The organism is Klebsiella sp. K4 (assembly GCF_014596785.2).
GTDB lineage: Bacteria > Pseudomonadota > Gammaproteobacteria > Enterobacterales > Enterobacteriaceae > Klebsiella > Klebsiella pneumoniae.
Genome location: NZ_CP115021.1, coordinates 1022119 through 1046391 on the forward strand (window position 1 = coordinate 1022119; position 24273 = coordinate 1046391).

General features: G+C 60.3%; 22 protein-coding genes. 5 read left to right on the plus strand and 17 right to left on the minus strand.

The window, feature by feature from the left end; genetic code table 11:
- Positions 1–94 precede the first annotated feature (94 nt).
- From mutS to IB144_RS05095, 6 genes are all read right to left on the minus strand, one after another.
- Positions 95–2656, minus strand: a complete 2562-nt coding sequence (gene mutS, locus IB144_RS05070) for a DNA mismatch repair protein MutS (protein WP_004151059.1) — start codon at positions 2654–2656, stop codon at positions 95–97.
- A gap of 153 nt (positions 2657–2809) precedes the next feature.
- Positions 2810–3589: a heme ABC transporter ATP-binding protein gene (locus IB144_RS05075; RefSeq protein ID WP_004149516.1), complete on the minus strand. Its 780-nt coding sequence runs from the start codon at positions 3587–3589 to the stop codon at positions 2810–2812.
- The gene (locus IB144_RS05080) at positions 3582–4577 is read right to left on the minus strand and encodes an iron ABC transporter permease (protein ID WP_040215733.1); all 996 of its coding nucleotides are present in this window, start codon (positions 4575–4577) and stop codon (positions 3582–3584) included. Before IB144_RS05080 ends, IB144_RS05075 begins: the two co-directional genes overlap by 8 nt.
- The gene (locus tag IB144_RS05085) at positions 4577–5395 is read right to left on the minus strand and encodes a hemin ABC transporter substrate-binding protein (RefSeq protein WP_004181072.1); all 819 of its coding nucleotides are present in this window, start codon (positions 5393–5395) and stop codon (positions 4577–4579) included. Before IB144_RS05085 ends, IB144_RS05080 begins: the two co-directional genes overlap by 1 nt.
- Entirely contained in the window at positions 5392–6423 is a 1032-nt protein-coding gene (locus tag IB144_RS05090) for a hemin-degrading factor (protein ID WP_004890170.1), read from the minus strand. The genes IB144_RS05085 and IB144_RS05090 overlap by 4 nt, the downstream gene beginning before the upstream one ends.
- A gap of 71 nt (positions 6424–6494) precedes the next feature.
- Positions 6495–8858 carry a TonB-dependent receptor gene (locus IB144_RS05095; RefSeq protein ID WP_040215735.1) on the minus strand — a complete coding sequence of 788 codons (2364 nt, stop codon included), beginning with the start codon at positions 8856–8858 and terminating at the stop codon, positions 6495–6497.
- 215 nt (positions 8859–9073) lie between these two features.
- On the opposite strand from IB144_RS05095, the gene IB144_RS05100 reads away from it, so the two are divergent.
- Complete coding sequence (locus tag IB144_RS05100; protein ID WP_002915045.1) at positions 9074–9367, plus strand: SelT/SelW/SelH family protein; 294 nt, start codon at positions 9074–9076, stop codon at positions 9365–9367.
- A 39-nt stretch (positions 9368–9406) separates the two neighbouring features.
- Here the strand turns inward: IB144_RS05100 and IB144_RS05105 are convergent, their stop codons facing one another.
- Both IB144_RS05105 and IB144_RS05110 read right to left on the minus strand, forming a co-directional pair.
- Positions 9407–11116, minus strand: coding sequence for a thiamine pyrophosphate-requiring protein (locus IB144_RS05105; RefSeq protein ID WP_004181065.1), 1710 nt, complete (start codon positions 11114–11116; stop codon positions 9407–9409).
- Positions 11117–11151: 35 nt separating this feature from the next.
- Complete coding sequence (locus IB144_RS05110; RefSeq protein ID WP_002915041.1) at positions 11152–12093, minus strand: AEC family transporter; 942 nt, start codon at positions 12091–12093, stop codon at positions 11152–11154.
- A gap of 184 nt (positions 12094–12277) precedes the next feature.
- Here IB144_RS05110 and IB144_RS05115 point away from each other — a divergent pair, with 184 nt between their 5' ends.
- Positions 12278–13165 carry a LysR family transcriptional regulator gene (locus IB144_RS05115; protein WP_004151056.1) on the plus strand — a complete coding sequence of 296 codons (888 nt, stop codon included), beginning with the start codon at positions 12278–12280 and terminating at the stop codon, positions 13163–13165.
- Positions 13166–13232: 67 nt separating this feature from the next.
- A complete protein-coding gene (locus IB144_RS05120; RefSeq protein ID WP_032412958.1) occupies positions 13233–13574 on the plus strand; it encodes a nitrous oxide-stimulated promoter family protein in 342 nt (113 codons plus the stop codon).
- A gap of 66 nt (positions 13575–13640) precedes the next feature.
- Here IB144_RS05120 and IB144_RS05125 read toward each other — a convergent pair whose 3' ends face one another.
- The 9 genes from IB144_RS05125 to IB144_RS05165 form a co-directional block, all read right to left on the minus strand.
- Complete coding sequence (locus tag IB144_RS05125) at positions 13641–14495, minus strand: metal ABC transporter permease (RefSeq protein WP_002915035.1); 855 nt, start codon at positions 14493–14495, stop codon at positions 13641–13643.
- Positions 14489–15337, minus strand: a complete 849-nt coding sequence (gene sitC / locus IB144_RS05130; protein ID WP_004185394.1) for an iron/manganese ABC transporter permease subunit SitC — start codon at positions 15335–15337, stop codon at positions 14489–14491. Before sitC ends, IB144_RS05125 begins: the two co-directional genes overlap by 7 nt.
- Positions 15334–16155, minus strand: a complete 822-nt coding sequence (locus IB144_RS05135) for a manganese/iron ABC transporter ATP-binding protein (protein WP_032448043.1) — start codon at positions 16153–16155, stop codon at positions 15334–15336. Before IB144_RS05135 ends, sitC begins: the two co-directional genes overlap by 4 nt.
- Positions 16152–17069, minus strand: a complete 918-nt coding sequence (locus IB144_RS05140; protein ID WP_004890185.1) for a metal ABC transporter substrate-binding protein — start codon at positions 17067–17069, stop codon at positions 16152–16154. The genes IB144_RS05135 and IB144_RS05140 overlap by 4 nt, the downstream gene beginning before the upstream one ends.
- A 178-nt stretch (positions 17070–17247) precedes the next feature.
- Positions 17248–18210 carry a LacI family DNA-binding transcriptional regulator gene (locus tag IB144_RS05145; protein ID WP_004181055.1) on the minus strand — a complete coding sequence of 321 codons (963 nt, stop codon included), beginning with the start codon at positions 18208–18210 and terminating at the stop codon, positions 17248–17250.
- 56 nt (positions 18211–18266) lie between these two features.
- A complete protein-coding gene (locus IB144_RS05150) occupies positions 18267–19181 on the minus strand; it encodes an ROK family protein (RefSeq protein WP_004149504.1) in 915 nt (304 codons plus the stop codon).
- Positions 19182–19231: 50 nt separating this feature from the next.
- Complete coding sequence (locus IB144_RS05155; RefSeq protein ID WP_002914983.1) at positions 19232–19546, minus strand: PTS lactose/cellobiose transporter subunit IIA; 315 nt, start codon at positions 19544–19546, stop codon at positions 19232–19234.
- Positions 19547–19569: 23 nt separating this feature from the next.
- The gene (locus IB144_RS05160) at positions 19570–20892 is read right to left on the minus strand and encodes a PTS sugar transporter subunit IIC (RefSeq protein WP_149358882.1); all 1323 of its coding nucleotides are present in this window, start codon (positions 20890–20892) and stop codon (positions 19570–19572) included.
- A gap of 9 nt (positions 20893–20901) precedes the next feature.
- Positions 20902–21216, minus strand: coding sequence for a PTS sugar transporter subunit IIB (locus IB144_RS05165; protein ID WP_002914979.1), 315 nt, complete (start codon positions 21214–21216; stop codon positions 20902–20904).
- Between the two features lie 177 nt (positions 21217–21393).
- Here IB144_RS05165 and IB144_RS05170 point away from each other — a divergent pair, with 177 nt between their 5' ends.
- Entirely contained in the window at positions 21394–22665 is a 1272-nt protein-coding gene (locus IB144_RS05170) for a PTS transporter subunit EIIC (protein ID WP_004151052.1), read from the plus strand.
- Between the two features lie 262 nt (positions 22666–22927).
- Entirely contained in the window at positions 22928–24265 is a 1338-nt protein-coding gene (locus IB144_RS05175) for a carbohydrate porin (protein ID WP_002914972.1), read from the plus strand.
- The last annotated feature ends 8 nt before the right edge of the window (positions 24266–24273 follow it).

Consider the following 24273-nt stretch of genomic DNA (forward strand, 5'->3'; position numbering starts at 1 on the left):
ATTGGTTGTCAGGACGCATCCTCTAGCCCCCATTTTTTTGTTTACTAAAACGGCAGCGCTTCACAGCGCTGCCGTTTTTCACCTTAATGGGTGGCTAGACCAGGCTTTTCAGACGGTAGATCCACTCCAGCGCCTGACGCGGGGTCAGGGAGTCCGGATCAAGATTTTCCAGCGCCTCAACCGCAGGCGAGGTCTCTTCCGGGGCGGCGAGTAGCGACATCTGCGTGCCGTCGACCTGGGTCGCCGCCGCGTTGGGCGAGATACTCTCCAGCTCGCGCAGTTTCTGCCGCGCGCGCTTGATCACCTCTTTCGGCACCCCCGCCAGCGCGGCGACCGCCAGGCCATAGCTCTTGCTGGCCGCGCCGTCCTGCACGCTGTGCATAAAGGCGATGGTATCGCCGTGCTCCAGCGCGTCGAGGTGGACGTTGGCGACGCCTTCCATTTTCTCCGGCAGCTGGGTGAGCTCGAAGTAGTGGGTGGCGAACAGGGTCAGCGCCTTGATTTTGTTGGCCAGATTTTCCGCACAGGCCCACGCCAGCGATAGCCCGTCGTAGGTGGACGTGCCGCGGCCAATCTCATCCATCAGCACCAGGCTATGCTCGGTGGCATTGTGCAGGATATTGGCGGTTTCAGTCATCTCCACCATAAAGGTCGAGCGGCCGCTGGCCAGGTCATCCGCCGCGCCGACGCGGGTAAAGATGCGATCGATGGGCCCGATCTCCACCTTCTGCGCCGGGACGTAACTGCCGATATAGGCCAGCAGCGCAATCAGCGCGGTCTGGCGCATATAGGTACTTTTACCGCCCATATTCGGCCCGGTGATAATCAGCATCCGCCGCTGCGGCGCCAGCTGCAGCGGGTTGGCGATAAACGGCTCTTTCAGCACCTGCTCGACCACCGGATGGCGACCTTCGCTGATGCGAATGCCCGGCTTATCGCTAAAGGTCGGGCAGCAGTAGTTCAGGGTTTCCGCGCGTTCCGCCAGGTTGACCAGCACGTCCAGCTCGGCCAGCGCGCTGGCGCTGGTTTGCAGGTCGGCGAGATGCGGCAGCAGCAGGTCGAACAGTTCGTCATAAAGCTGTTTTTCCAGCGCCAGCGCTTTGCCCTTGGAGGTCAGCACCTTATCTTCGTATTCCTTCAGCTCAGGAATAATGTAGCGTTCGGCGTTTTTCAGCGTCTGGCGGCGCACGTAGTGGATCGGCGCGAGGTGGCTCTGGCCGCGGCTGATCTGGATGTAGTAGCCGTGGACGGCGTTGTAGCCGACTTTCAGGGTATCGAGGCCCAGCCGCTCGCGCTCGCGGATCTCCAGTTTATCGAGATAATCGGTGGCGCCATCGGCCAGCGCCCGCCACTCGTCCAGCTCTTCGCTATAGCCCGGGGCGATGACCCCGCCGTCGCGGACCAGCACCGGCGGGGCGTCGATCACCGCGCGCTCCAGCAGTTCGCGCAGTTCGGTGAACTCGCCCATTTTCTCGCGCAATTTTTGCACCGGCTGACTGTCAACGTCGGCCAGCAGCTCACGCAGCAGAGGCAGTTGCTGCAGGGCATGACGCATGCGGGCAAGATCGCGCGGCCGGGCGGTACGCAGCGCCAGACGCGCCAGAATACGCTCCAGATCGCCGACCTGGCGCAGCACCGGCTGCAGCTCGGTATAGCGCTCCTGCAGCGCGCCGATGGTCTGCTGGCGCTCCACCAGCACGGCGGTATCGCGGACCGGCATATGCAGCCAGCGCTTGAGCATCCGGCTACCCATCGGCGTCACCGTACAGTCGAGTACCGAGGCCAGGGTGTTGTCGGTGCCGCCGGCCAGATTCTGGGTGATCTCGAGGTTACGGCGGGTGGCGGCATCCATAATGATGCTGTCCTGCTGGCGTTCCATGGTGATGGAGCGGATGTGCGGCAGCGAGGTACGCTGGGTGTCTTTGACATACTGCAGCAGGCAGCCGGCGGCGCACAGGCCGCGCGGGGCGTTTTCGACGCCGAAGCCGACCAGATCGCGGGTGCCGAACTGCAGGTTTAGCTGCTGGCGCGCGGTGTCGATTTCAAATTCCCACAGCGGGCGACGGCGCAGACCGCGGCGGCCCTCGATCAGCGACGATTCGGCAAAATCTTCCGCATACAGCAGTTCCGCCGGGTTGGTGCGCTGCAGCTCTGCCGCCATGGTTTCGCGGTCGGCCGGTTCGCTCAGGCGAAAGCGCCCGGAGCTGATATCCAGCGTCGCGTAGCCGAAGCCTTTGCTGTCCTGCCAGATGGCGGCCAGCAGGTTGTCCTGGCGCTCCTGCAGCAGCGCTTCATCGCTAATGGTGCCCGGGGTGACGATACGCACCACTTTACGCTCGACCGGCCCCTTGGTGGTGGCCGGGTCGCCAATCTGCTCGCAAATGGCCACCGACTCGCCCTGATTGACCAGTTTGGCGAGGTAGTTCTCTACGGCGTGGTGGGGGATGCCGGCCATGGGTATCGGTTCGCCCGCGGAGGCGCCGCGCTTGGTCAGCGAGATATCGAGCAGCTGCGAGGCGCGTTTCGCATCGTCATAAAATAGCTCGTAAAAATCCCCCATCCGGTAAAACAGCAGAATGTCAGGATGTTGCGCCTTTAGCTTGAGATACTGCTGCATCATCGGCGTGTGGGCGTCGAGATTGTCAATTGTGCTCATGGGGTGTTATCCAGATCCCTGATTTTAAATGGCTGCGATTTTGTAGTTTTCGTCGTTATCACATGGATGAGACATAATAACGGAGATGGGCAGGTGAGGGAAACCGACGAAAGCGCGCGGCGCGATCCGGATTCCAGTTGCGCCGCGCGGGGGTTACGGCGCCAGATAAACCTGGGGGACCGCGTTGTCCGGGTGCTGGACGAGGCGGACATCCGCCCCGTACCAGCGATGGATAACCGGCTGCTGGATCACCTCCTGCGGCGTGCCCTGGGCGACCAGATGTCCCTGGTGGAGCAGCAGGATGCGGTCGGCCCACAGGGCGGCGAGGTTAAGGTCATGCAGCACCACGCAGACGTGCAGTTGCCCGCCGGCGGTGAGCCGTTTGAGCAAACGCAGCAGGTGCTGCTGATAGTAAAGGTCCAGCGCCGAGGTGGGCTCATCGAGAAACAGCCAGCCCTGCGGCGCGCCGTCGCGCCATAGCTGCGCCAGACAGCGGGCCAGCTGTACCCGCTGCTGCTCGCCGCCGGAGAGGCCGGGATAGCGGCGACCGGCAAGGCCATCGCAGCCGGTGACGGCCATCACCGCCGCCAGCACCGCCGGATCCGCCGTCGCGCCCCACGGTGAGCGTCCCATGGCAATGACCGTTTCCACCGTCCAGTCGGCCTGCAGGGCCGTTCGCTGTAGCATGACCGCCCGCCGGCGCGACAGCGCCTCGGGGGACCAGGCCTCCAGCGGCTTGCCTGCAAGATGGCGGGTGCCGCTGTCCGGAGTCAGATAGCCGGTCAACAGGCGCAGCAGAGTGGATTTCCCGGCGCCGTTCGGCCCGATAAGCGCCGTCATCTCGCCGCCGCGCAGCGCGACGGAGACGTTGTCGATAATCTGTCGTTTACCAAGGTGAAGTGACAGCCCCTGGGCGCAGTATTCATTAACCATGTCTGGAGTTCTCCCGACGAAAGACCAGCCACAGAAACCAGGGGGCGCCCAGCAGGCTGGTGAGCAGACCGACCGGTATCTCCGCCGGCGCCGCCACGGTGCGGGCCAGGGTGTCGGCCAGCAGAAGCAGGATCGCGCCGGCCAGCAGCGAGCCGGGGATCAGTCCGCGATGGTCCGGTCCCAGCCACAGGCGCATCAGGTGCGGCACCACCAGGCCGATAAAGCCGATGACTCCGCTGATGGCCACCGCGGCGGCCACCAGCACCGCGCTGCACAGCAGCAGCCAGCGCTGCAGCGCCTGCACGTTGACCCCGAGATAGTGCGCCTCTTCATCGCCAAGCTGCAGCAGATTGAGGCGGGACGCCATCCACCACACCGCCAGCGCAGCCGGGATAATCAAGGTCGCGGCCACCAGCAGCGTCGGCCATTCGGCCTGGCCCAGACTGCCCATTCCCCACAGCGACAGCTGGCGCAGCTGGGCGTCATTGCTCAGCCAGGACAGGACGCCGACCAGCGCGCCGCACAGCGCGTTGATGGCGATCCCCACCAGCAGCAGGCGCGACAGCGAACCCTCCTCCGCCCGACTGAGGATGAAAATCACCACCATCACCGCCAGGCTGCCAATAAACGCCGCCAGCATCGGCATATACAGAGCGATCAGCCCCGCAGCGGAGAACGGGAGCACTAGCCAGCTGGCCACCGCCAGCGCGGCGCCGCTGCTGATGCCCAGCAGGCCCGGGTCGGCAAGCGGGTTGCGAAACAGCCCCTGCATCACGCAGCCGGAGAGGGCCAGCGCCGCGCCCACCAGCAGGGCCAGCAGCACCCGCGGCAGACGGATGGTCAGCCAGATATGGCGCAGCATGTCATCCCCGGAAGGCAGCAGGTTGACCAGCGGCAAGCGCATGGCGCCGAGGGTGGTGGCAAACAACGTCAGGGAGACCAGCAGCAGCGTCATCAGCAGCAAACGGCGAGCGAGGGCAGAGCGCATCAGGGCAACTGCTCCGCTTTGTTTCGCAGCGCGATTATCGCCTGCGGTGTGCGCGGCCCGAAGCCCAGCAGGGCCATATCGTCGATCGTCAGCAGCTGTTTATGACGCCCCGCCGGGGTCTGCGCCAGGCCGGGCAGTTTCCACAGCCCGGCTTCGCCGCCCATCCCTTTGAGACCATCGGCGGAGATCACCACCAGATCCGCCTGGCTGGCGGCGACCCCTTCCTGCGACATGGCGCGATAGTGGTCGAAGCCCTGCATCGCGTTCTGCAATCCGGCGGCGCGAATGGCGCCATCGGCCGCGGTATGCTGTCCGGCCACCAGGGTATTCATTCCGCCGTGGCTGAGAATAAACAGCACCCGCTTAGCAACCGGCTGCGTTGGAATGGCGGCGATCTGCTGCTGAAGCTGCTGGCGCAGCGCGTCGCCTGCCGCCGTTTTGCCTAACGCTTCGGCAATGACAGCAACTTTGTTATCGATCGCGGACAGACTTTCGCCGCCCGGCACGTTAACCACCTTCACCCCGCTCGCCTGTACCTTGTGTAAGACCAGCGAGGGCTGCGCCTGGGCGCTCGCTAACACCAGCTGCGGGCGTAACGCGAGGATCCCCTCGGCGTTCAGCTGTCGCAGGTAGCCGACGTCCGGCAACTTTTGCGCCGCCGGGGGCCAGCTGCTGGTGCTGTCCCGCGCCACCAGGCTCTCCTCCGCGTGAAGGGCATAAACGATCTCAGTGACATCTCCGCCGAGTGTGACGAGCCGCTCAACGGCGGCGTGACTCAGCAGCGGGAAAGCGATCAAGAGCAGTAACCAGCGCATCATGCGGGCTGCCCTTCACGGGTCAGGCGGTCTACCTGCTGGCGCCATTGCGTCTGCTCGGGGTGCCCCTCGCTGCGCTGGCCGTAGAGCTGGGCAATCTGGGTGCCGTCTTTAGCGAACAGTTCGACGCTGGTGACGTGTCCGTCCGAAGTCGGCTTGCGGGTCACCCACACTTCATCGAGGCTCTCTTCGCGCAGATGCAGGGTAAAAGTAGTATTGAAGATATTCAGCCAGCCGCGCATGGGGGCCAGCTTTTCCAGGGCGCCGGTAAAGATCTGCACGCAGCCGCGATTGCCGACGAAAATCATGATTTCATTGCCCTCCTGGCGCACCGTCTCCAGCAGCGACGGCAGCGCATGGCGATCCACGCGGCAGGCGAGGTCGTCGCTCACCAGACGGAAGGCCTGCTGGCGGGAAAGCTGATATTTACGCAGCAGACCGAAGAACTGGTGAACGTCGGTCATCGCGCGCCAGTCGTTCTCCAGGGCGGCGCCGTCGGCGGTATCGGCATATTTCACCGGCTCCAGCGGGCGCAGGGTCAGCGGTGCCGGCGCCGCCACCCGATATTCCGCGATCAGGGTCTCCCAGGCCGCCATGTCGGTCTGCGTGGTCGCATAGACTTTCAGCAGGGCGTCGCCGTGGTGGTCGAAAAACTGGATGCTCTGACGGCCATTATCGTTCAGATGGAAGGCGCTGGCCCACTGGCTGAGGAACAGACGCAGGTCGAGCGCGCGCGGGTTCAGCACCAGCCCGGCGTGGCCGCTGAGGTGCTGGTGCGTGAACTGGCCCACCTGCTCATGCACGGCATACTCGTTGCGGCAGATGCATTTGGTTTCGCCGACGCGCTCCAGGGCGGCAATCAGCGCCCGGGCGTCATCGCTCAGGCGCACGGCATCATGGCCGAGGCGGGCGGCGGTCAGCTCGGCTTCGCTGATCCCCATTTCCGCGGCGATATCGCGGGCATATTTCGCGGTACTGGCCGCTTTGGTGGCCTGGTAGCGCTGCCACAGGTCAGGGTGTGCATTTGGCATAATCATATCCTTCTCGACGATGAATATCCCCGGCCGGCGGGCCGGGGGCAGGTGCGTTATTATTCGGGCAATCAGAAGTCGACGTTGACGCCCAGCTGCCAGGTGCGGCCCGGCATCACCGCCAGCGCTTTATCGTTGGCGTCCTGGTTGGTGCCGGTCTCGATATTGCGGCTGCTCAGGTAATCCCAGTATTTACGATCGGTGAGGTTGTAGACCCCGCCATTGAGGCGCACGTTTTTCGCCACCTGCCAGTACGCGGTCCAGTCCAGCATGCCGTAGCCCGGCACGCGCATATAGTCGCTGCTGGCATCGGTGATGGCGGATCCGCTGTTGCTGTAGCTTTCGCGGTTGGTGGCGGTCGCCTGTTTCCCTTTGACAAAGGTCGCCGTCAGGGCGGTGCCGTAGCGTTTCGCCGGATCGTCCCACGCCACGCCGACGATGGCTTTCATCGGCGCCACGCTGTCGAGGTCGACGTATTTATCGCCGCTGTAGCTGGATTTCGATTTCCCTTCGCTATAGCCGAGGGCGAGGGTGGCGCTCAGGCCGTCCACCTGCTCAAACCAGGTGCCAAAGTTAAATTTAGTGCTAATCTCACCGCCGTAGATATAGGCTTTATCGCGGTTTTCCGCCTGATAAATGGTGTAGATGTTCGACGGCACATTCGTGAACTGGCCCGGATTGTTGGCGCGGGTATAGCGGGTATAGGCGATAAAGTTCTTATAGCTGTTGTAGAACAGCGCCGTGCGCAGGGTGATGCCTTCGGTAACTTCCCCTTTCAGCCCCCACTCGAGATTATCGCTGGTTTCCGTCTTCAGATCGGTATTGCCGATCAGGGCATACTGCTGGCTGCCGGCGTAGCTGGAGCCGAGGTTCCAGGAGCCATACAGCTGGCTGGCGTTGGGGAACTGCGCCCCGCGCTGGTACTGCAGGTAGGTCATCAGGCGCGGGGTGAGGTCGTACTGGAAGGTCAACGACGGCAGAACCTGGGTATCGCTGTTTTTGCCGTACAGATTCGCCACCGACGATTCGCTCAGCACGCTGCTGTTGGCGGCGAGATCGGACAGATTTTCCGGCTTAGTCGATTGATGCACCACGCGCACGCCGGGAATAACGGCGAAGTTGTGGCTGTCGAGATCGAAGTTGATCTTATCCTGGACAAAGCCGCCGAGGGTGTAGCTGCGGCTGTCTGCCTCCGGCTGCATGATCTCGCTGTAAACGCTGGGGATCGGCGACTGGCTGAACGGCCGCTGGGTTTTGCTGGTGCTGGCGTTGAAACCGGCGCTCAGATCGTGGCGGCCCAGGGTTTTCGCCAGCGCGGTCTGCAGGCCCCAGGTGTCGGTATCGTAGTTAGAGTTCACCGTCTGCATTTTGCGGGTGACGCTGTCCGGCATATAAGTCCAGTCATGGGCTTCGGTATGCTGGTAGTAGATTTTTGTGGAGACGCTGTCGAGGTAGTCGTTCATCGGCGTCCAGTCATCCTTCAGGCTCAGGCCCCAGCGCCGGGTCTGGCTGGTCTGGTTGGCGGTGCCGATGGTGCTGTTGCCGCTGGAGTCCCAGGTATCGTAGTGGGTGTGGTTGGTTTTATGGTAATAGTCGAAGGTGCTGGTCAGCTTGTGCTCATCGTTAGGCTGCCAGATCCCGGAGGCCAGAAAAGCATCGGAGTGCCAGTTCGCCGGGTAGGCGTCGACGGTGCCGCTGTTGTTTTCGGTTTCCTGGCCGTCACGGCGGCTATAGACCAAAATCCCGCGCAGGAACTCATCGCCGCCGGCGACGGTCACCCCGTTGTGCCAGCTGCGATCCGCAGAGTCGTAACCGCTGCGGTAGCCGAAGGCGCTGGTCTTGCCCGGGCGCAGGTAATCATCCGCCGATTTCGGGCGGAAGGAGACATTCCCCCCGATAGCGCTGTTGGCCGTTTCCGTCGAGGTGGCGCCGGACTGGATATCCACGCTGCCGTACATATACGGGTCGATATAATCGCGGCCGATGCCGAAGGTGTTGAGCCCGGCGCGGCCGACGTAGCCGCGGCCGGTGGCGTTGGGTTGCGCGATACCGTCTACGTCGATGCCGACGCGGTTGCTCTCCATACCGCGAATGTTGTAGCCGGTGTAACCTCCGCGGTCGAAGCCGCTTTTGCCGTTGCCGGAGCCGCCGCTGGCCCCGGTGGCGCTAATGAGCGGCTCATAGCGCATGATTGAGCCGAAATCGTTAGCGCCTTTATTCTCCAGCTCCCGGGCGCTGATGCTGTGTTCGCTACCGGCTTTCTGCACCGGCGCGGGGGCGGTGACGGTCATTTGTTCCGAGGTGTCATCCACCGCCTCGCCGCTAACGGCGGAAGTATCTGCTGCGATGGCAGAAGTCTGATAAATTGCTGCAAACAAAGAGGTCACCAGCAGGCGTTTTTTACACCATGCTGCTGACGGAGTCGATTTGTACATAGTCGCCACGCCTTGATCGTTATTAGTATCGGCTCACGCGTTACTTCCAGAGATGCAGGTTGCTCCGTCTTTTCCGTTGCGGATGGGGTCTTACTCCATTTGTTGATTGCGAATGGTAATGATAGGTATTATCGTTTGCAACAAAATAATCATGTGTTCTTCATTTAAACTGCACTTTGTTTACAATTTGCCCTTTCAGACTTAGCGAGACGACGATGAACTCAAAAGCGGCCATCACCATCACCTACTGTTCCCAGTGCAACTGGATGCTGCGCGCCAGCTGGATGGCGCAGGAGCTGTTACATACCTTCAGCACCGACATCGCCTCGGTGACGCTGGTGCCGGGGACCGGCGGGATCTTCACGATCGATGTCGACGGTCAGCAGATCTGGGAGCGCAAGCAGGATGGCGGTTTTCCGGATGCGGCCGAGCTGAAACGCCGGGTGCGCGATGTCTGCTTCCCGGAGAAGCCGCTGGGCCATGTGGATAAAGGTGACCAGAAGGGGTGACAACCCCCTCCGGACGACAAGCGCCCGGAGGATAAACCGTTAGCGGGCTAACTGCACGTCAACCAGCACGCTTTGTCGGCGGGTGCGTATGAGGGATACCGCTTCTTCCAGCACGCCGGGGAGATCTTCGGCCCGGGAAACCGACAGGGCCGCCGCGCGGCTGGAGGCGGCGATCGCGGCGAAATCCGGCGAGGTGGTAAAGGCGGTGGCTGGAATGGTTTCCGCGCGGGCCGCGTAGCCATCCGGGTAGAGCGCTTTGGTGCCGCCCGCGACGGCGCCCCACCCGCCGTTATTTCCGACCACGACGAGGACAGGAAGCTTCATTACCTCCGCAATATGGTGGCAGACCGCAGGGTTGGCGAACAGGTACGACCCGTCGCCGACGGCGGCAATAATCAGCTCTTCCCGGCGCGCAAGCTGCAGCCCCAGCGCGATGGGCAGGGCTTCGCCCAGGCCGCCGGCCAGCGCTTCCTGGTAATAGCTCTCGGCATGGGTCAGTCCGGCAAACTGCGGCAGCGTGGTCAGTTCAGAAACGATCCGGCCACGGTGTTGATTCGCCAGATGACCGAGGCAGTAGCTGAGCCAGGGTTTGGTAATGGCCCCGGTCTGGCTGGCATGGAGAAGCGCGTCGCGCTGGTTTTTCTGTTGCTGGATGCGGTTCTGCGTATATGCCGCCCGCTCCGCCACATGCTGCTGGCGGGCGGCCTGCAGCGGGCGCAGCGCCTCTTCCAGCAGGCTGAAGACTTCATCGGTCTCGCCCGCCAGGTTGATGTCCGCGCGATAGCCGCGCACCGGGTAGCGGGAGAAGAGCGGATCGGGCCCCATCTGGATCACGGTGCAGTCCTGGCGACAGTCGCCCTCGGCGATCATCCATGGCGCCTGCGAGTCGACCACCAGAATCACATCGGCGTCAGCGAGCCAGACGCTGGGATCAGCCCCGGCGAGCAGGGGATTATCGGCGCTCAGGGTAACCTCGGTGCCCCAGTATTCCACCAGAGGGATCGCCCATTCGCGCACCAGACTATCGAGGCGCGCAAAGCCTTCCGCCGTTCGGGCGCCGCGCTGGGCGAAGATGACCGGGTGTCTGGCGCAGGCGATTGCCTCGGCTGCGCGGGCGATATCTTCCCGGACTGGCGCATAGCGGACCGGCTGCTGCGAAGGGCCAGCCTGCAGCGCGGCCTCATCGACGGCAAAGGTTTCGCACAGTGGCTCACGCGGTAAGCTCAGGTAGACCGGCCCTTTCGGCAGGGAGCTGGCGATCGCCCAGGCCCGGTCAACATGCTCGCCGATCTGATCGGCCAGCCGCAGTTCAAAATCCCACTTCACGGATTCACGGATCAGCGCCGCCTGGTCGCGCATCTCCTGGCCGTAGCCAATCGGCGTATTACGGCAGCCGAAGTGGGAATGTTCGCTTATCGGCGTGCGGCCGCCAAAAATCAGCACCGGAATATTGCTGTTCGCCAGATTGATGACGCCGCAGGCGGCGTTGGCTAGCCCGACGTTGGTGTGAACCATCACCGCCTGCACCTTGCCGGTGCCGAGGTAATAGCCATGGGCCATGCCGATGGCGGCGTTTTCATGCGGGCAGATCACTAACTCCGGTACCTTTTGCCCGGTCGCCCGGGCCTTTGCCCAGGCTTCAATGACTGGAGGATAATCGGTGCCCGAGTTGATAAAAATATACGCCACGTCCAGCGCCTGTAGCCGATGCAGTAACAGTTCAGCAGCCGATAATGTGATAGAGGCCATATTCTCTCCGTATTCACGCGGTGTAATCGCGGTAATTAAAAGGTTAAGAAAATAAATCCGCCCATCGTAATGATGGAGGCAATAATACTCAGCGCCATCGTCGAGGCCATTTCCTGCTCGCCGGTTTTATACTGCATAGCAATAATTATCGCGATGGAGCCTACCGGGATAGCCATCGTCAATACGACTTCCTTTATTTGCTCCATGCTGAAGCCCATTTTTAATAAAATGAGATAGCAGGCGCCGGGGACCAGAATATTGCGGGCGATAACGGTGATAATGGTAGCGGTGGTGATAACAATGCTGCGCGTATAGAGCACGATCCCGGCGGCAAACAGCGCCAGCCCGCCAGAGGCTTTGCCCAGCAGACCCAGCGACATCGAGATAGTCTGCGGAATATGGATATCCGCCAGCACGATGATCAGGGCGATTACCGGCGACCAGACCACGGGTTGTTTAATGGCGTTCACCACCCGTGCGCCAAAGGAAATATGCTGGCTCTTATCGCCGGTGGCGACCGACATCAGTATCATCACCAGCGGCAGCTGGAAGACGTTTTGCGTGATGCTGGACACGGTGATCAGCGACGCGCTGACGGTGCCAAATAAAAAGGCCAGCACTGAGGTGCCGATAAACGGGACTGCCGGCGAGCCGATGGCCAACGCCTGCAGCGTACTGAGGGCGAGGTCGCGTCGAAACAGATAGCGGGCGACCAGTAAGGGAATGACGAAGCTGAGAATCAGCGCCAGGATGATAGCCACGGCGACCGGGCCCATGGTCATGACGATGTGTCGCGGCGTCATCACCATATTGCTGAAAATACTTAGCGGCAATGCGTAGAGCATCACAATTTTATTGATGTCTCCCGCCTGCTGCCAGTTAAAGTCTTTTCGTTTACCGCTAATATAGCCGATGATGACGGTAATGATGACCGGTAATATAGCGCCTGAAATTAATAGAATATTGTTCTGTGTCATGGTGATATATTCTCATTATAAATTATCTTCGGTTCAGAAATGTGTTTTGCCGTGGGTGGTGAGATAAATAAATCCTTTTGAAGTATGCGTTCCGGTGATTTTTGAGCGTATTGATAGCGATATTTATTCGCTAAAAAAGGGCGCAGGGGAAATGCAAAAACCGTTTATTCAATGAGTAAATATCATGCCAATGAAATTTAAGCAGATTCAGGCATTTATTACCGTCGCCCGCGAAGGCAATATGACCCTGGCCGCAGAGAAAATGGGGATCACCCAGTCGGGACTGAGCCGACTGCTATTGAGCCTGGAAGCGGACCTGAGCGCATCCTTATTCGAACGACATAAGCACGGCATGGCGTTGAGCGAATATGGCAGCGCCTTTTTACCCTACGCGCTGACGATGCTGAATACCGAACAAAAGGCGCGCGAGGAAATTGAGCTCATCCGCGGCGCCGGGAAAGGCATTCTGCGGATTGGCTGCGTTTCCAGTCTGCTGACCAGCCATTTCATCGATAAGCTGGCGGCTTTCCATCAGCGCCATCCCCAGATCCATCTGCGGATCGTCGACCGCATTGACTCCGAGCTGTATAAGCTGTTGCTGATGCACGACATCGATATCGCCCTCTGCGGTCCCTTACCGCATGATGAGAAAATCGTGGTGCGGGGCAAAATTAACTGGCAGGACCGGATCTGCATCGTCGCCAGGCAGCACCACCCGCTGCATCAGGCGGCGGACGTCACCCTGGAGGCGATGCTGGACTATCCGTGGATCATGCCGCCGCCGTCTAGTACGCCAATGAACATCCTGGCGGATATCTTTCGCGCCCGGCAGTTGCCCTGTCCGCAACCGGTTATTGAGTGCGCCTCATCCTCGGCCATTAAGGCCTTTCTGTGCGAGAGCGATCTGTTAACGTCGATGCCGGCCCCGGTTTACCGACACGAAGAAGCGCTTGGCCTGCTGCGCCCGTTTGAGCTCGAGGGCAGCGTTTTTATCCGGGATTTCTATGCCTACAGCCATTTCGGGGTTCTGTCCGGGGCAGCCCTGCAGTTGATTCAGCATCTGAAGCAGTGAGTCTGGTCGGGTATGGATATTAAGGTGTATGATAAATACACCTTAAGAGCAGACGAAAGGCGGGGAGATGGGGAAGCGTATCGAACGGGAAAAAATGACGATTCAGCGGATGATTGCCCTCTACCAGCGGCGCTGTCCCGAGGCGCAGGCCGATAATGCGCACTATCAGGCGCTGAACGCCTACGCTGACAAGCGCCTTGATAAGTGCGTGTTTGGCGAGAACAAACCGGCCTGCAAGCAGTGTCCGGTGCATTGCTACCAGCCGGCGAAGCGCGAGGAGATGAAGCAGATTATGCGCTGGGCCGGGCCGCGGATGCTCTGGCGCCACCCGATCCTCACTGTTCGCCATCTGCTGGACGACAGGCGCCCGGTGCCGCCGCTGCCGGAAAAATATCGACCGAAAAAGTAGCGGCTTTCCCTGGTCAGCGCTGCGCAGCCGGGCGACAAGTCGTGCTCTTGTAGCCCCGGCAAGGCGTTAGCCGCCACCGGGGATAATTGCTGAAGTTTTCTGTTTCTGACTATCGCGGATCGTGCTTGCGACAAAGGCGACCACAAACAGCGCGGTAAACAGCACCACGATAGTCGGCGCTGGCGCGCTGTCGAGATAAAACGCCAGCCACACCCCTCCCGCCGAGCAGCCGATGGCCACCGCTACCGCCAGCAGCAGGGCGTGGATAAAGCGTCTCACCAGCAGAAGCGCGATCGCCCCGGGGGCAATCAGCAGCGAAATCGACAGAATAATCCCCACCGACTGCAGCGTCGCGACGATGGTCAGGGCGATCATGCACAGCAGGCCGTAGTGCAGCAGTCCGCCGCGCAGGCCGCTGGCTTTAGCCTGCGTTGGATCGAAGGCGTGCAGCAAAAAATCCCGCCATTTGAGACCGATAATCAACGCAATCACCAGTGCGATCGCCGTCGTTTGCCCAATATCGCGGAGGGATATTCCCAGCATATCGCCGAACAGGATATGGTCGAGATGAACATCGGACTGGATCGCTACGTACAGCACCAGTCCGGCGCCAAACATGCCGGAGAAGACAATCCCCATGATGGTATCGCGCTTGAGTCGGCTGTTATCGTCGAGAAAACCGGTCGTCACGGCGCACAGCAGACCGGCGATAAACGCGCCGATGGCGAAGGGGATGCCGATAATGTAGGCCAGCACCACGCCCGGAAAGACCGCGTGGCTCATGGCGTCGCCCATCAGCGCCCAGCCTTTGAGCACCAGAAACACCGACAACAGCGCGCAGGGAATGGCGACGACGATCGATATCGCTATCGCATTGACCATAAAAGGAAACTGGAACGGTGCCAGGAACAGGTTCAGCATGCGGCCTCCCTGGCGCGGCGGCGGCTGGCCAGCAGGCCGTGCTTCGGCGCGAAGATAAAGGTGATGAGGAACAGCAGCGTTTGCGCGACCACGATAATGCCGCCGGTGGCGCCGTCGAGATAGTAGCTGAGCCAGGCGCCGAAGAAACTGGTCAGGCTGCCGATAGACACGGCGATAGCCAGCAGGCGCGGGAAGCGATCGGTTAACAACCACGCGGTAGCCCCGGGAGTGACCACCAGGCAGATGACCAGAAAGGCGCCGACGGTCTGCAGCGCCGCCACGGTGCAGGCGGCCAGCAGGGTAAAGAACAGCAGCTTCAGGCCGCGGGTGTTCAGGCCAATCGAGCGGGCATGGTGTTCATCAAAGAAGGTCACCATCAGGTCTTTCCATTTCAGCAGCAGAATCGCCATTGAGATAAAGCCGATCGCCGCCAGCTGGATAATATCCTCCGGGGCGATGGCCAGAATATTGCCGAGGATGATGGTCTGGATATTCACCGACGTCGGATTCAGCGACACCATAAACAGCCCGATCCCGAAGAAGGAGGAGAAGATCAGCCCGATAATAGCATCCTCTTTTAGCCGCGAGCGCTGTTGCAAAAACAGCATGCTGCCTGCCGCCAGACCGCCGGAGAGAAATGCGCCGAGCGCGAAAGGCAGGCCGAGCATATAGGCCCCGGCGACGCCGGGTACAATCGAGTGGGAGAGGGCGTCGCCAATCAGCGACCAGCCTTTGAGCATCAGGTAGCAGGAGAGAAACGCGCAGACGCCGCCCACCAGCGCCGACACCCACATCGCATTGAGCATATAGTGATAGCCAAACGGCTCCAGCAGCCAGCTCATCGTGGGCCTCCCGCCGCGCGCCGGCTGATAAACGGCCGCTCGTCATCGGTGATAACCTGCGCTTCCCCGCCGGTGAGCGCGACGTGGCGCAGCACGCCGCTGAAAGCCCGCTCCAGATTCTCGGCGGTGAAGGTGGTTTCTGTCGGGCCGCTGGCCAGCACGGTGCCTTTCACCATCACCGTATAATCACAAAATTCACTCACTGACCCGAGGTTATGGGTGGAGACCAGCATGGTACAGCCCTCATCGCGGAGCTCGCGCAGCAGGCTGATGATCCGCGCTTCGGTCTGCACATCGACGCCGGTGAAAGGCTCATCCAGCAGGATCACCTGACCCTGCTGAGCGATGGCGCGGGCAAGAAAGACGCGCTTTTTCTGCCCGCCGGAGAGCTCGCCAATCTGCCGATGGCGGTACTCGCTCATGCCCACGCGGGCCAGTGCGGTATCGACAATCTCGCGATCGCGCGGCTTTGCCCGCCGCAGCCAGCCCATATGGCCGTAGCGGCCCATCATCACCACATCCTCCACCAGCACCGGGAAGGACCAGTCCACCTCTTCCGACTGCGGGACATAGGCGACCAGGTTCTGGCGCAGCGCGCGGTTGACCGGCTGGCCGAGTATGGCGATCTCGCCGTGGCCGACACGCACAAAGCCCATCAGCGCTTTAAACAGCGTGGATTTACCCGAGCCGTTAACCCCCACCAGCGCGGCAATGGAGCCGCGCGGCACGCTGAACGAGGCGTCGCGCAGGGCAGTGTGGCCGTTGCGCCAGGTGACGGTGAGCTGGTCGACATACAGTCCCGCTTGCGCTGCATTCATGGCTGCTTCCTCATCCCGTCCTGGATACCGTTGACGATGGTTTCGGTGGTGACGCGCAGCAGGTCGAGCCAGGTCGGCACCGGGCCGTCGGCGGCGCTCAGCGAATCGACATACAGCACGCCGCCGTAGTGGGCCCCGGCTTCCCGCGCCACCTGACGCGCCGGTTTATCGGAGATGGTGCTTTCGCTGAAGATGGTCGGGATGCGTTCTTTTTTCATGGTGTCGATAACCTTGCGCACCTGTTGCGGGGTGCCCTGCTGGTCGGCATTGATCGGCCACAGATACAGTTCGCGCAGGCCATAGTCGCGGGCCAGATAGGAGAAGGCTCCCTCGCTGGTGACCAGCCAGCGCTTATCCGCCGGCAGCTGCGCCAGTCTGGCCTGCAGCGGCGCCATCGTCTGACGGATCTTCTCTTTGTAGGCCTCGGCGTTACGGCGATAGGTGTCGGCGTGAGGCGGATCGTACTTCACCAGCGCATCGCGAATGTTATCGACATAGATCAGGGCGTTATCTGCCGACATCCAGGCATGGGGATTGGGCTTCCCGCTATAGGGGCCCGCGCTGATGCCCATCGGCTGGATCCCCTCGCTGACCACCACCTCCGGAACGCCCTGTAAGTGCTGATAAAAACGGGCAAACCACCGTTCGAGATTAAGCCCATTGCTGAGGATCAGCTGCGCCCCCTGCGCGCGTTTGATATCGCCGGGCGTGGGCTGGTAATCATGGATCTCCGCGCCCGGTTTAGTAATGGAGCTCACGTCGGCGGCGTCGCCGGCCACGTTCTGCGCCATATCGGCGATAACCGTGAAGGTGGTGATAACCCTGAATTTCTCCTGCGCCGAGGCCGGCGTCGCGGCCAGCAGAGCCAGCGCGCTGGCCAGCAGCAATGATTTCAGCGGTGTCAGGTGTAGCATAGGATCCCTCGCAATGGTGTGGTTAATTTCCCAGCGTTTATAGCCATTGCTATGTTATATAGCACAAGCTATTTATAAATGAAAATAATTCTTATTTGCATGCGTGGGTAATAATGAGCCGGGAAACGAAAGCGCGAAAAGGGGAGGTAAGTCTGGCCCGGCGCCAACCGGGCGAAGATCAAGAGATATCGGCGACCGACTGGCGCGGGATCAGGCGGCCAGCCAGCGAGCGGCCCTCGGTGGCGAAGGTTGGCCGGTCGTCAATCAGGCTGCGAATACGCTGAATACAGTTATCCAGCAGCGCCTCCAGTGGCCAGGAGATGCAGGTCAGCGGCGGGTAGAGCAGCGAGGCGAGCGGGGAATCCTCAAGGCTCAGCAGGGAGACCTCCTGCGGGACGGCGATGGTGAATTCGCGCAGCAGACGCATCGCCTCAGCCGCGTAGCGGTCGCGTTTAACGATAATGACTGAGTATTTACTGAAGCTGTTAATTAAGGTCAGCAGCGCCTGCTCGACGTCATCGTTGGCCGTCAGCACCAGCTGACGGTTAAAAGGAATGGAGTAGTTCTGCAGGACGTTGCGGTAGCCTTCCAGCATCTGACGGCTGGCATCGTCGCTATCGCTGTCCACCAGCAGGGCGATGTTGCGGTGTCCCTTGCCAATCACATAGCGGCAGGCGCTTTCGGTGGCAAAGGCGAAGTCATAGCCCTGGCTGTTGCTCCCGGCGACGCCGAAGCGGTCAAAGGCGATAACGTTGCGCGGCGCGTCGGCGGCAACGGCGCCCAGCACCACCACCGCCACGCACTGGCGCTGCAGATCGTCGATTACCGCCGCCTGCTCTACCGGGTCGCTGACGTACTGGACCAGCAGGCTTTTATTCAGCCCTTTCAGCGCCTGAGAGAGCAGCGGCAGCAGACGTGCGCCGTGGCTTTCGTCCTGCGCGGAAATCACCAGACCAACGTGGCTGGATGTCTGACTGGCGAGGTTTTGCGCGGCAAAGCTCGGGCGATAGTTGAGTTCTTCAACGGCCCGCAGCACAGCTTCCCGGCTCTCTTCGCGCACGCCCCGGGTGCCGGTCAGCACGCGGGATACCGTCGCTCTTGAGACATTCGCTAATCTTGAAACATCATCAATCGTTGGCATGGCTTTTTCTGTCTGAACATTTTCGCCTAGCTTAACATACCTGCTGAAAAAAGTGTCTACCGCTGCCCTTGCGCGGCGCCGGGAAGCCGGGGCAGCCAGGCCGCGCCGCGCACGCCGCTGGCGTCGCCGAAACGGGCCGGTTTGATCTGCGTGCGGCAGGTGTCGGAGAAGATCCACGGCACGATGGCGGCAGGCAGATCGCGATAGATCTGGCTGACGTTGGACAGACCGCCGCCCAGCACAATCACCTGCGGGTCGAGAATATTGATCACCGACGCCAGGCTGCGGGCAAAGGCATCGATAAAGTGTCGCCAGTGGGCCAGCGCGCGCGGATCGCCGTTTTGCGCCGCGGCGACAATGGCTTCCGCACGGGCTTGTTCCCCATAGCGGCGGGCGAAGCCGGTGCCGGAGAGAAAGCTTTCGATGCAGTTCGTTTTGCCGCAGTAGCAGGGCTGCGGCGGGCCATCGCGCTCAGGAGTATAGCCCGGCAGCGGATTATGCCCCCACTCCCCGGCGATAGCGTTGGGGCCGCTGAGCAGCTGTTGATGCACGGCGATCCCGCCGCCGCAGCCGGTACCGATAATCACCCCGAAGACAGTGGTAGCTCCGGCGCCGGCGCCATCCACCGCCTCCGAAAGGGTGAAGCAGTCGGCATCGTTTGCCATCCACACCGGCTGGCCAAGCTGCTGCATGATATCCCGGCGCAGATCGTGACCGTTGAGCACCAGGCAGTTGCAGTTTTTAATGCGTCCGCTTTGCGGATCGATAGCCCCGGGCAGGCCGATCCCCAGGGTGAACGGCTGCGGGCTGACCGCGCGAATATCGGCAATCAGGGTCAGCAGCTGACGCATAAAGGCGTCATAGCTCTCTTTGTGGGTCGGCCGGCGCAGGCGCTGGACGCATTCGCCCGCCGGGTCCAGCAGTACGGCTTCCATTTTGGTGCCGCCAATATCTATTCCAAGATGTAACATAGTGACCTCGGGGAATCAGGCCCGGCCAGCGCGTCTGGCCGGGCAAGGCGCTAGGCGTGAAGCGGCTGCGCGCGGTAAATCGCAATCAGTTCGGCAATCAGCTCTTTTGCCAGAATGGATGTCATCAGGTGATCCTGAGCATGGACCATTACCAGCGTCATTTTGGTTTTTCCCTCGCCTTCGTCAGCTTCGATAAGCTGGGTCTGTACAAGGTGAGCTTCGCGGGAATAGTGCGCCGCTTCCTGCATTTTGGCGTCGGCGGTGGCGAAATCACCCGCTTTAGCGGCGTGCAGCGCTTCGTAGCACAGGCTACGTGACTGGCCGGCATTGATGATGATCCCCATCACCTGTTCTTCTAATTCCATGATTATCCTCTGAATCGTTAGCGTTAAGCGGTCTGCGCCGCGTTGTCAGCCTGGCCGACGGCGTTTTCACGCTCCTGGGCCAGCAGCTGTTTTTCGTAAGCTTTGAGAAATGGCAGGTACATCACCATGGCGGTAGCCATACAAATGAGGCACAGGATCACCGGGCTAAAGCTCCAGTTCGCCGCCCACGAGGCGCCGATAGGCGCCGGCGTTGTCCACGGCGTCATCGACACTACGCGGCTGACCAGGTCCAGCTTCAGCGCGAAGTACGCCAGGGTCGCGTTGACCATCGGCACCAGCACGAACGGCAGGAAAAACAGCGGGTTCATGATGATCGGCGCGCCAAACAGAATCGGTTCGTTGATGTTAAATACGCCCGGCACGACCCCCATCCGGCCGATCGTCCGCAGATGCACGGCCTTGCTGCGCAGCAGCATCAGCGCCAGCGGCAGGGTGGAGCCGACGCCGCCGATCAGCAGATAGTGATCCCAGAAGCCCTGGACATAGATGTGCGGGATAGCGGTGCCAGCGGCCATGGCCACCTGATTGACCGACAGGTTGGCCATCCAGAACGGGTTCATGATCCCGGTGACGATCAGCGCGCCGTGGATCCCGGCGAACCACAGCACCTGACAGACCAGCACCGACAGCAGGATCGCCGGCAGCGTATCGGAAGCCGCGACCAGCGGCTTCACCAGCGACATGATCGCTTCCGGAATGATCATCCCCAGCTGGGCTTCGATAAACAGGTTCAGCGGATGCAGCGTCAGAATGATCGCCAGCACCGGGATCAGGATTTCAAACGAGCGCGCCACCCCGGCAGGCACTTCCGGCGGCAGGCGAATGGTGATGTTATGCCGTTTGAGGAAGGCGTACAGCTCGGTGGAATAGATGGCCACCAGAATGGCGGTAAAGATCCCCTGACCGGAGAAGTAGGCAGTAGAGATCTGGCCATCTTTCAGCGGCGCGGCTACCAGCAGAAACGACATCAGCGACAACATCCCGGCGGTCAGCGAGTCCAGATGATGGTGTTTGGCGAGGCTGGCGGCGATCCCGACGGCGATAAACAGGGTCATCACCCCCATGCTGAAGTTGAACGGCAGCATCAGCGCATCGCGATGATCGAGCGAAAATTGCAGCCAGGCGCGGGCAAACCCCCACGTCGTATCCGGAGAAAACGGCGGGAAGATAAACACCAGCAGGAACGAGCCGACGATCATAAAGGGCAGGGCAGTGATAAAGCCATCGCGGATCGAGGTGACATATTTTTGCTGGCCGATCGCGCCGGCCAGCGGCGTGATCTGCCGTTCGATCACGTCGATCAGTTTAGCGTACAGAGAGCTCATGATCTTTCCTTAGTTCTTGTTTTCGATAAGGGAAAGGGCGAAATCAAGGACCGCGGCGCCTTTTTGCATGCCGTAGTCCATCATATTGATGGGTTCGACGCGGATACCGTATTTATCCGCCTGTTTTTGCAGATCCTGCTGCATGTATTTCACCTGCGGCCCCAACAGCACCACCTGATAATGGCCGACCTGTTCGGCGAACTCCGCTACGCCATAGGCGTTGATCTCTACCGGCAGGCCCCGCTGTTCGGCTTCCGCAATCATTTTTTTCATCAGCAGGCTGGTGGACATGCCTGCCGAACAACACAACATAATTTTTTTCATAATTACCGCTCCTGATGAGGTTGGATGAGCGGACTATAGTCAAAATGGATGCATTACGGAAAGCGCTTTCCGTTTGTGGATTTATTAATTGTGACCATGATCACCTATGGCAGGCTTTCACTTTCCGGTGTTGTGGGCGATCATCCCGGCGAGACAACCATTCGCAAAGGTAGGAGTATGAACATTCAGTTAATGAATGTGGCCGTGGACATCATCGAGCAGCGGCTGGCGCCGCTGGCGAACGTTCTGACGCGCAACAACCACATTACGGCGATGCGCGATAGCTTTGCGCTGGCTATGCCCTTTGTGATTGTTGGCAGCCTGTTAGTTCCCATTTTGTTTCCGCCCGTTTCCATCGACGGCGCCTCGCGTTTCGGCCAGGTCTATTTGCTGCTGCGGCCTATCCTGCTGCCGACCTTTCAGCTAACTATTGGCCTGGTGGCGCTGATTGTCGCCTTCGGCGCCAGCGCCAGTCTCGCCAAGCAGTACCGTCTGCCGGAACGGCTCTGCGGTTTAACCGGGTGTCTGGCTTTTCTGCTGTTTATCGGCTTTCGCGAGACTGCGGTGAGCAATGTTTATCTCGGCGGTATGGGGATATTTACCGCCCTGATATCCAGCACCTATTCCATTGAGATAATTCGCTTTTTCTACAAAAAAGGCTGGTGCATTCGCTTGCCTGATGAAGTGCCGCTGATGACCCGCAATGGCTTTCAACTGCTGATCCCGCTGCTGGTGGTGATGCTGTCGATAAGCGTGATGAATGCCATACTGCTGCAGACCACCGGACGCATCGTACCGGAGTTGATCAGCGAAGCGGTGCGGCCGCTGGTGCTGGCGTCCGACACGCTGATGGCGGTACTTATCTCTTTATTTATCTGTAACTTACTCTGGTTTATCGGTATCCACGGCGCGCTGATCATCACCGGGATCATGAACCCCTTCTGGATGACCTATCTGTTTGAAAATCAGCAGGCGCTGGCGGCGGGTTCGCCAACGCTGCCGCATATTTATCTGCAGGGGTTCTGGGATTTTTACCTGCTGATCGGCGGTATTGGCTCCACTTTGCCGCTGGTGCTGATGGCGATGCGCAGCCGCTCGCGGCAGCTGAAAAGCGTGGCCAAGATTGGCCTGCTGCCGTCGCTGTTTAATATCAACGAGCCAATACTGTTTGGTTTTCCGGTGATCATGAACCCGGTTTTTTTACTGCCGTTTCTCTTTGTTCCGCTGATAAATGCCTGTATCGCATGGTATTTAACTCAGCTGGGTATCCTCGACCGCGCGGTGGCGATGCTGCCATGGTCGATGCCTTCCCCGCTGGGGGCGGCATGGTCGGCGAACGGCAGCTGGAAAAATTTGTGCATGAGCCTGTTCGCGATGTTTAACGCCTGGATGCTCTATCGCCCCTTCTTCAAAGTGTACGAACGTCAGCTCGCGGAAACCGAACGCTGAACCTCTCGCCGTCGGCGGCTTATCCCCCGGCGGCACCTGCTCATCTCCTCCTCCTTCCGCTCCACTGCCGGCTCCCGGCGTCATTCTTGTCATTTTATGTGATCAGTCTCACGAATATATTCGCCGCAGAGCTAATTTTGTGAACCAGATAGGCAATTATGGAAAGCGATTTCCGTAAGTGGATGTACATTTCCGTTTTTGATCCGTAAATTTCCCCTCCGTTATCGGTTCGTGTTAACAAACATAACGTGGGAAAAAAATAATGATAAAGCTGAAACACTCAATACCTCTGGCTCTCCTCTCGCTGGCAGGGGCCAGCAGCCCGGCCTGCGCCGATCCGAAGTATGATTTTGCGCTGCATGGCTATATCCGCTCCGGGATCCTGGCGAACTCCGATGGCAACCGCGCGGACTCCGTCGGCCTGATGCCGGACGGTAAGTGGCGACTGGGCAACGAAGAAGACACCAAGATCGAACTGATCCCCACCGTGACGCTGACGGCGGACAGCGGCGTGGTGGCGAAAGTGCAGGCCAACCTCACTCACCAGTCGAAATGCACCTCCGACTGGAACTGTCAGGATGACGATGGCCATGACGTACAGTTTCGTGAAGGGTTCGCCGAGTTGAGCAATCTGGATTTTGCGCCGGAGATGACCTTCTGGGCCGGTAAGCGCTATAGCAGCTCCAACACCTCCAGCCATCAGTTCGACTGGGAGTACATTCAGTACAACGGCACCGGCGGCGGCTTCGACAACATGGATCTCGGCTTCGCCCGCTTCGACGCCGGGGTGTACGCCTTTTCACCCACCGATGAAACCAAAGCCTACCCGGTGGATAAGGGAGATCAGGGCTACCCGGATGACTATTCCCTCAACCTGTGGCTGAAAAAGATCGCGGGGACAGGCTTCGATCTGGAGCTGATCGGCCACCACATGAACCGTAACGAAAACCATCCGACTTCCGCCGAGAAGGGCTATGGCGTGACCGGTATTTATAACTTTGACGGCTTCTATGGTCTGACCGGAGGATACTCCCGCCTCGCATTGCAGTACGGGAAAGGGCTGGCGGCGGGTGACTCGCTGGGTAAAAACGGCTGGGGCTGGGCCAACCTGGAAAACACCCAGTCCTGGCGAGTGGTGCTGGATAGCGTGGCCTCGATGGGCGACCTGGAGATCTCGACCTTCGCTTTCTGGCAGAAAGATAAAAACTACCGCTGGTGGACAGAAGATGAAAATGGCTGGGGACGCTCGATGTGGGTCGCTGGTATCCGCCCTTATCATCAGATCACCCGCAACTTTGCCATGCAGTACGAGCTGGGCTACGAATACCTGGATGACAAAAACTACAAAGGAGTAAACGGCAAAGGCAAAGGCGGCCTGACCAAAGTCACCGTTGCGCCAACGCTGACCTTTGACTCCGGTTTCTGGGCGCGTCCGCAGCTGCGCTTCTTCGTCACCTACGCGAAGTGGGATAAAGGTGTCTCCGATGCATTAGACGGTAACTACAACTGGGATACCAATACCATCACCGCCGGCGGGTATTCCCGCAGTGGCTCTACCGACACCGTTAACTTCGGCGTACAGGCCGAGGTCTGGTTCTAAGGAGAGAC

Excerpts from the sequence above, each read along its gene's own strand:
- IB144_RS05115 (WP_004151056.1), top strand. The coding sequence starts at position 12,278 with ATGCCAATGAAATTTAAGCAGATTCAGGCATTTATTACCGTCGCCCGC.
- IB144_RS05145 (WP_004181055.1), bottom strand. The coding sequence starts at position 18,210 with ATGCCAACGATTGATGATGTTTCAAGATTAGCGAATGTCTCAAGAGCG.
- IB144_RS05175 (WP_002914972.1), top strand. The coding sequence starts at position 22,928 with ATGATAAAGCTGAAACACTCAATACCTCTGGCTCTCCTCTCGCTGGCA.
- IB144_RS05110 (WP_002915041.1), bottom strand. The coding sequence starts at position 12,093 with ATGACACAGAACAATATTCTATTAATTTCAGGCGCTATATTACCGGTC.
- IB144_RS05150 (WP_004149504.1), bottom strand. The coding sequence starts at position 19,181 with ATGTTACATCTTGGAATAGATATTGGCGGCACCAAAATGGAAGCCGTA.
- mutS (WP_004151059.1), bottom strand. The coding sequence starts at position 2,656 with ATGAGCACAATTGACAATCTCGACGCCCACACGCCGATGATGCAGCAG.
- IB144_RS05085 (WP_004181072.1), bottom strand. The coding sequence starts at position 5,395 with ATGATGCGCTGGTTACTGCTCTTGATCGCTTTCCCGCTGCTGAGTCAC.
- IB144_RS05170 (WP_004151052.1), top strand. The coding sequence starts at position 21,394 with ATGAACATTCAGTTAATGAATGTGGCCGTGGACATCATCGAGCAGCGG.
- IB144_RS05135 (WP_032448043.1), bottom strand. The coding sequence starts at position 16,155 with ATGAATGCAGCGCAAGCGGGACTGTATGTCGACCAGCTCACCGTCACC.
- IB144_RS05140 (WP_004890185.1), bottom strand. The coding sequence starts at position 17,069 with ATGCTACACCTGACACCGCTGAAATCATTGCTGCTGGCCAGCGCGCTG.
- IB144_RS05125 (WP_002915035.1), bottom strand. The coding sequence starts at position 14,495 with ATGCTGAACCTGTTCCTGGCACCGTTCCAGTTTCCTTTTATGGTCAAT.
- IB144_RS05155 (WP_002914983.1), bottom strand. The coding sequence starts at position 19,546 with ATGGAATTAGAAGAACAGGTGATGGGGATCATCATCAATGCCGGCCAG.
- sitC (WP_004185394.1), bottom strand. The coding sequence starts at position 15,337 with ATGAGCTGGCTGCTGGAGCCGTTTGGCTATCACTATATGCTCAATGCG.
- IB144_RS05120 (WP_032412958.1), top strand. The coding sequence starts at position 13,233 with ATGGGGAAGCGTATCGAACGGGAAAAAATGACGATTCAGCGGATGATT.
- IB144_RS05095 (WP_040215735.1), bottom strand. The coding sequence starts at position 8,858 with ATGTACAAATCGACTCCGTCAGCAGCATGGTGTAAAAAACGCCTGCTG.
- IB144_RS05105 (WP_004181065.1), bottom strand. The coding sequence starts at position 11,116 with ATGGCCTCTATCACATTATCGGCTGCTGAACTGTTACTGCATCGGCTA.
- IB144_RS05080 (WP_040215733.1), bottom strand. The coding sequence starts at position 4,577 with ATGCGCTCTGCCCTCGCTCGCCGTTTGCTGCTGATGACGCTGCTGCTG.
- IB144_RS05165 (WP_002914979.1), bottom strand. The coding sequence starts at position 21,216 with ATGAAAAAAATTATGTTGTGTTGTTCGGCAGGCATGTCCACCAGCCTG.
- IB144_RS05160 (WP_149358882.1), bottom strand. The coding sequence starts at position 20,892 with ATGAGCTCTCTGTACGCTAAACTGATCGACGTGATCGAACGGCAGATC.
- IB144_RS05090 (WP_004890170.1), bottom strand. The coding sequence starts at position 6,423 with ATGCCAAATGCACACCCTGACCTGTGGCAGCGCTACCAGGCCACCAAA.
- IB144_RS05075 (WP_004149516.1), bottom strand. The coding sequence starts at position 3,589 with ATGGTTAATGAATACTGCGCCCAGGGGCTGTCACTTCACCTTGGTAAA.
- IB144_RS05100 (WP_002915045.1), top strand. The coding sequence starts at position 9,074 with ATGAACTCAAAAGCGGCCATCACCATCACCTACTGTTCCCAGTGCAAC.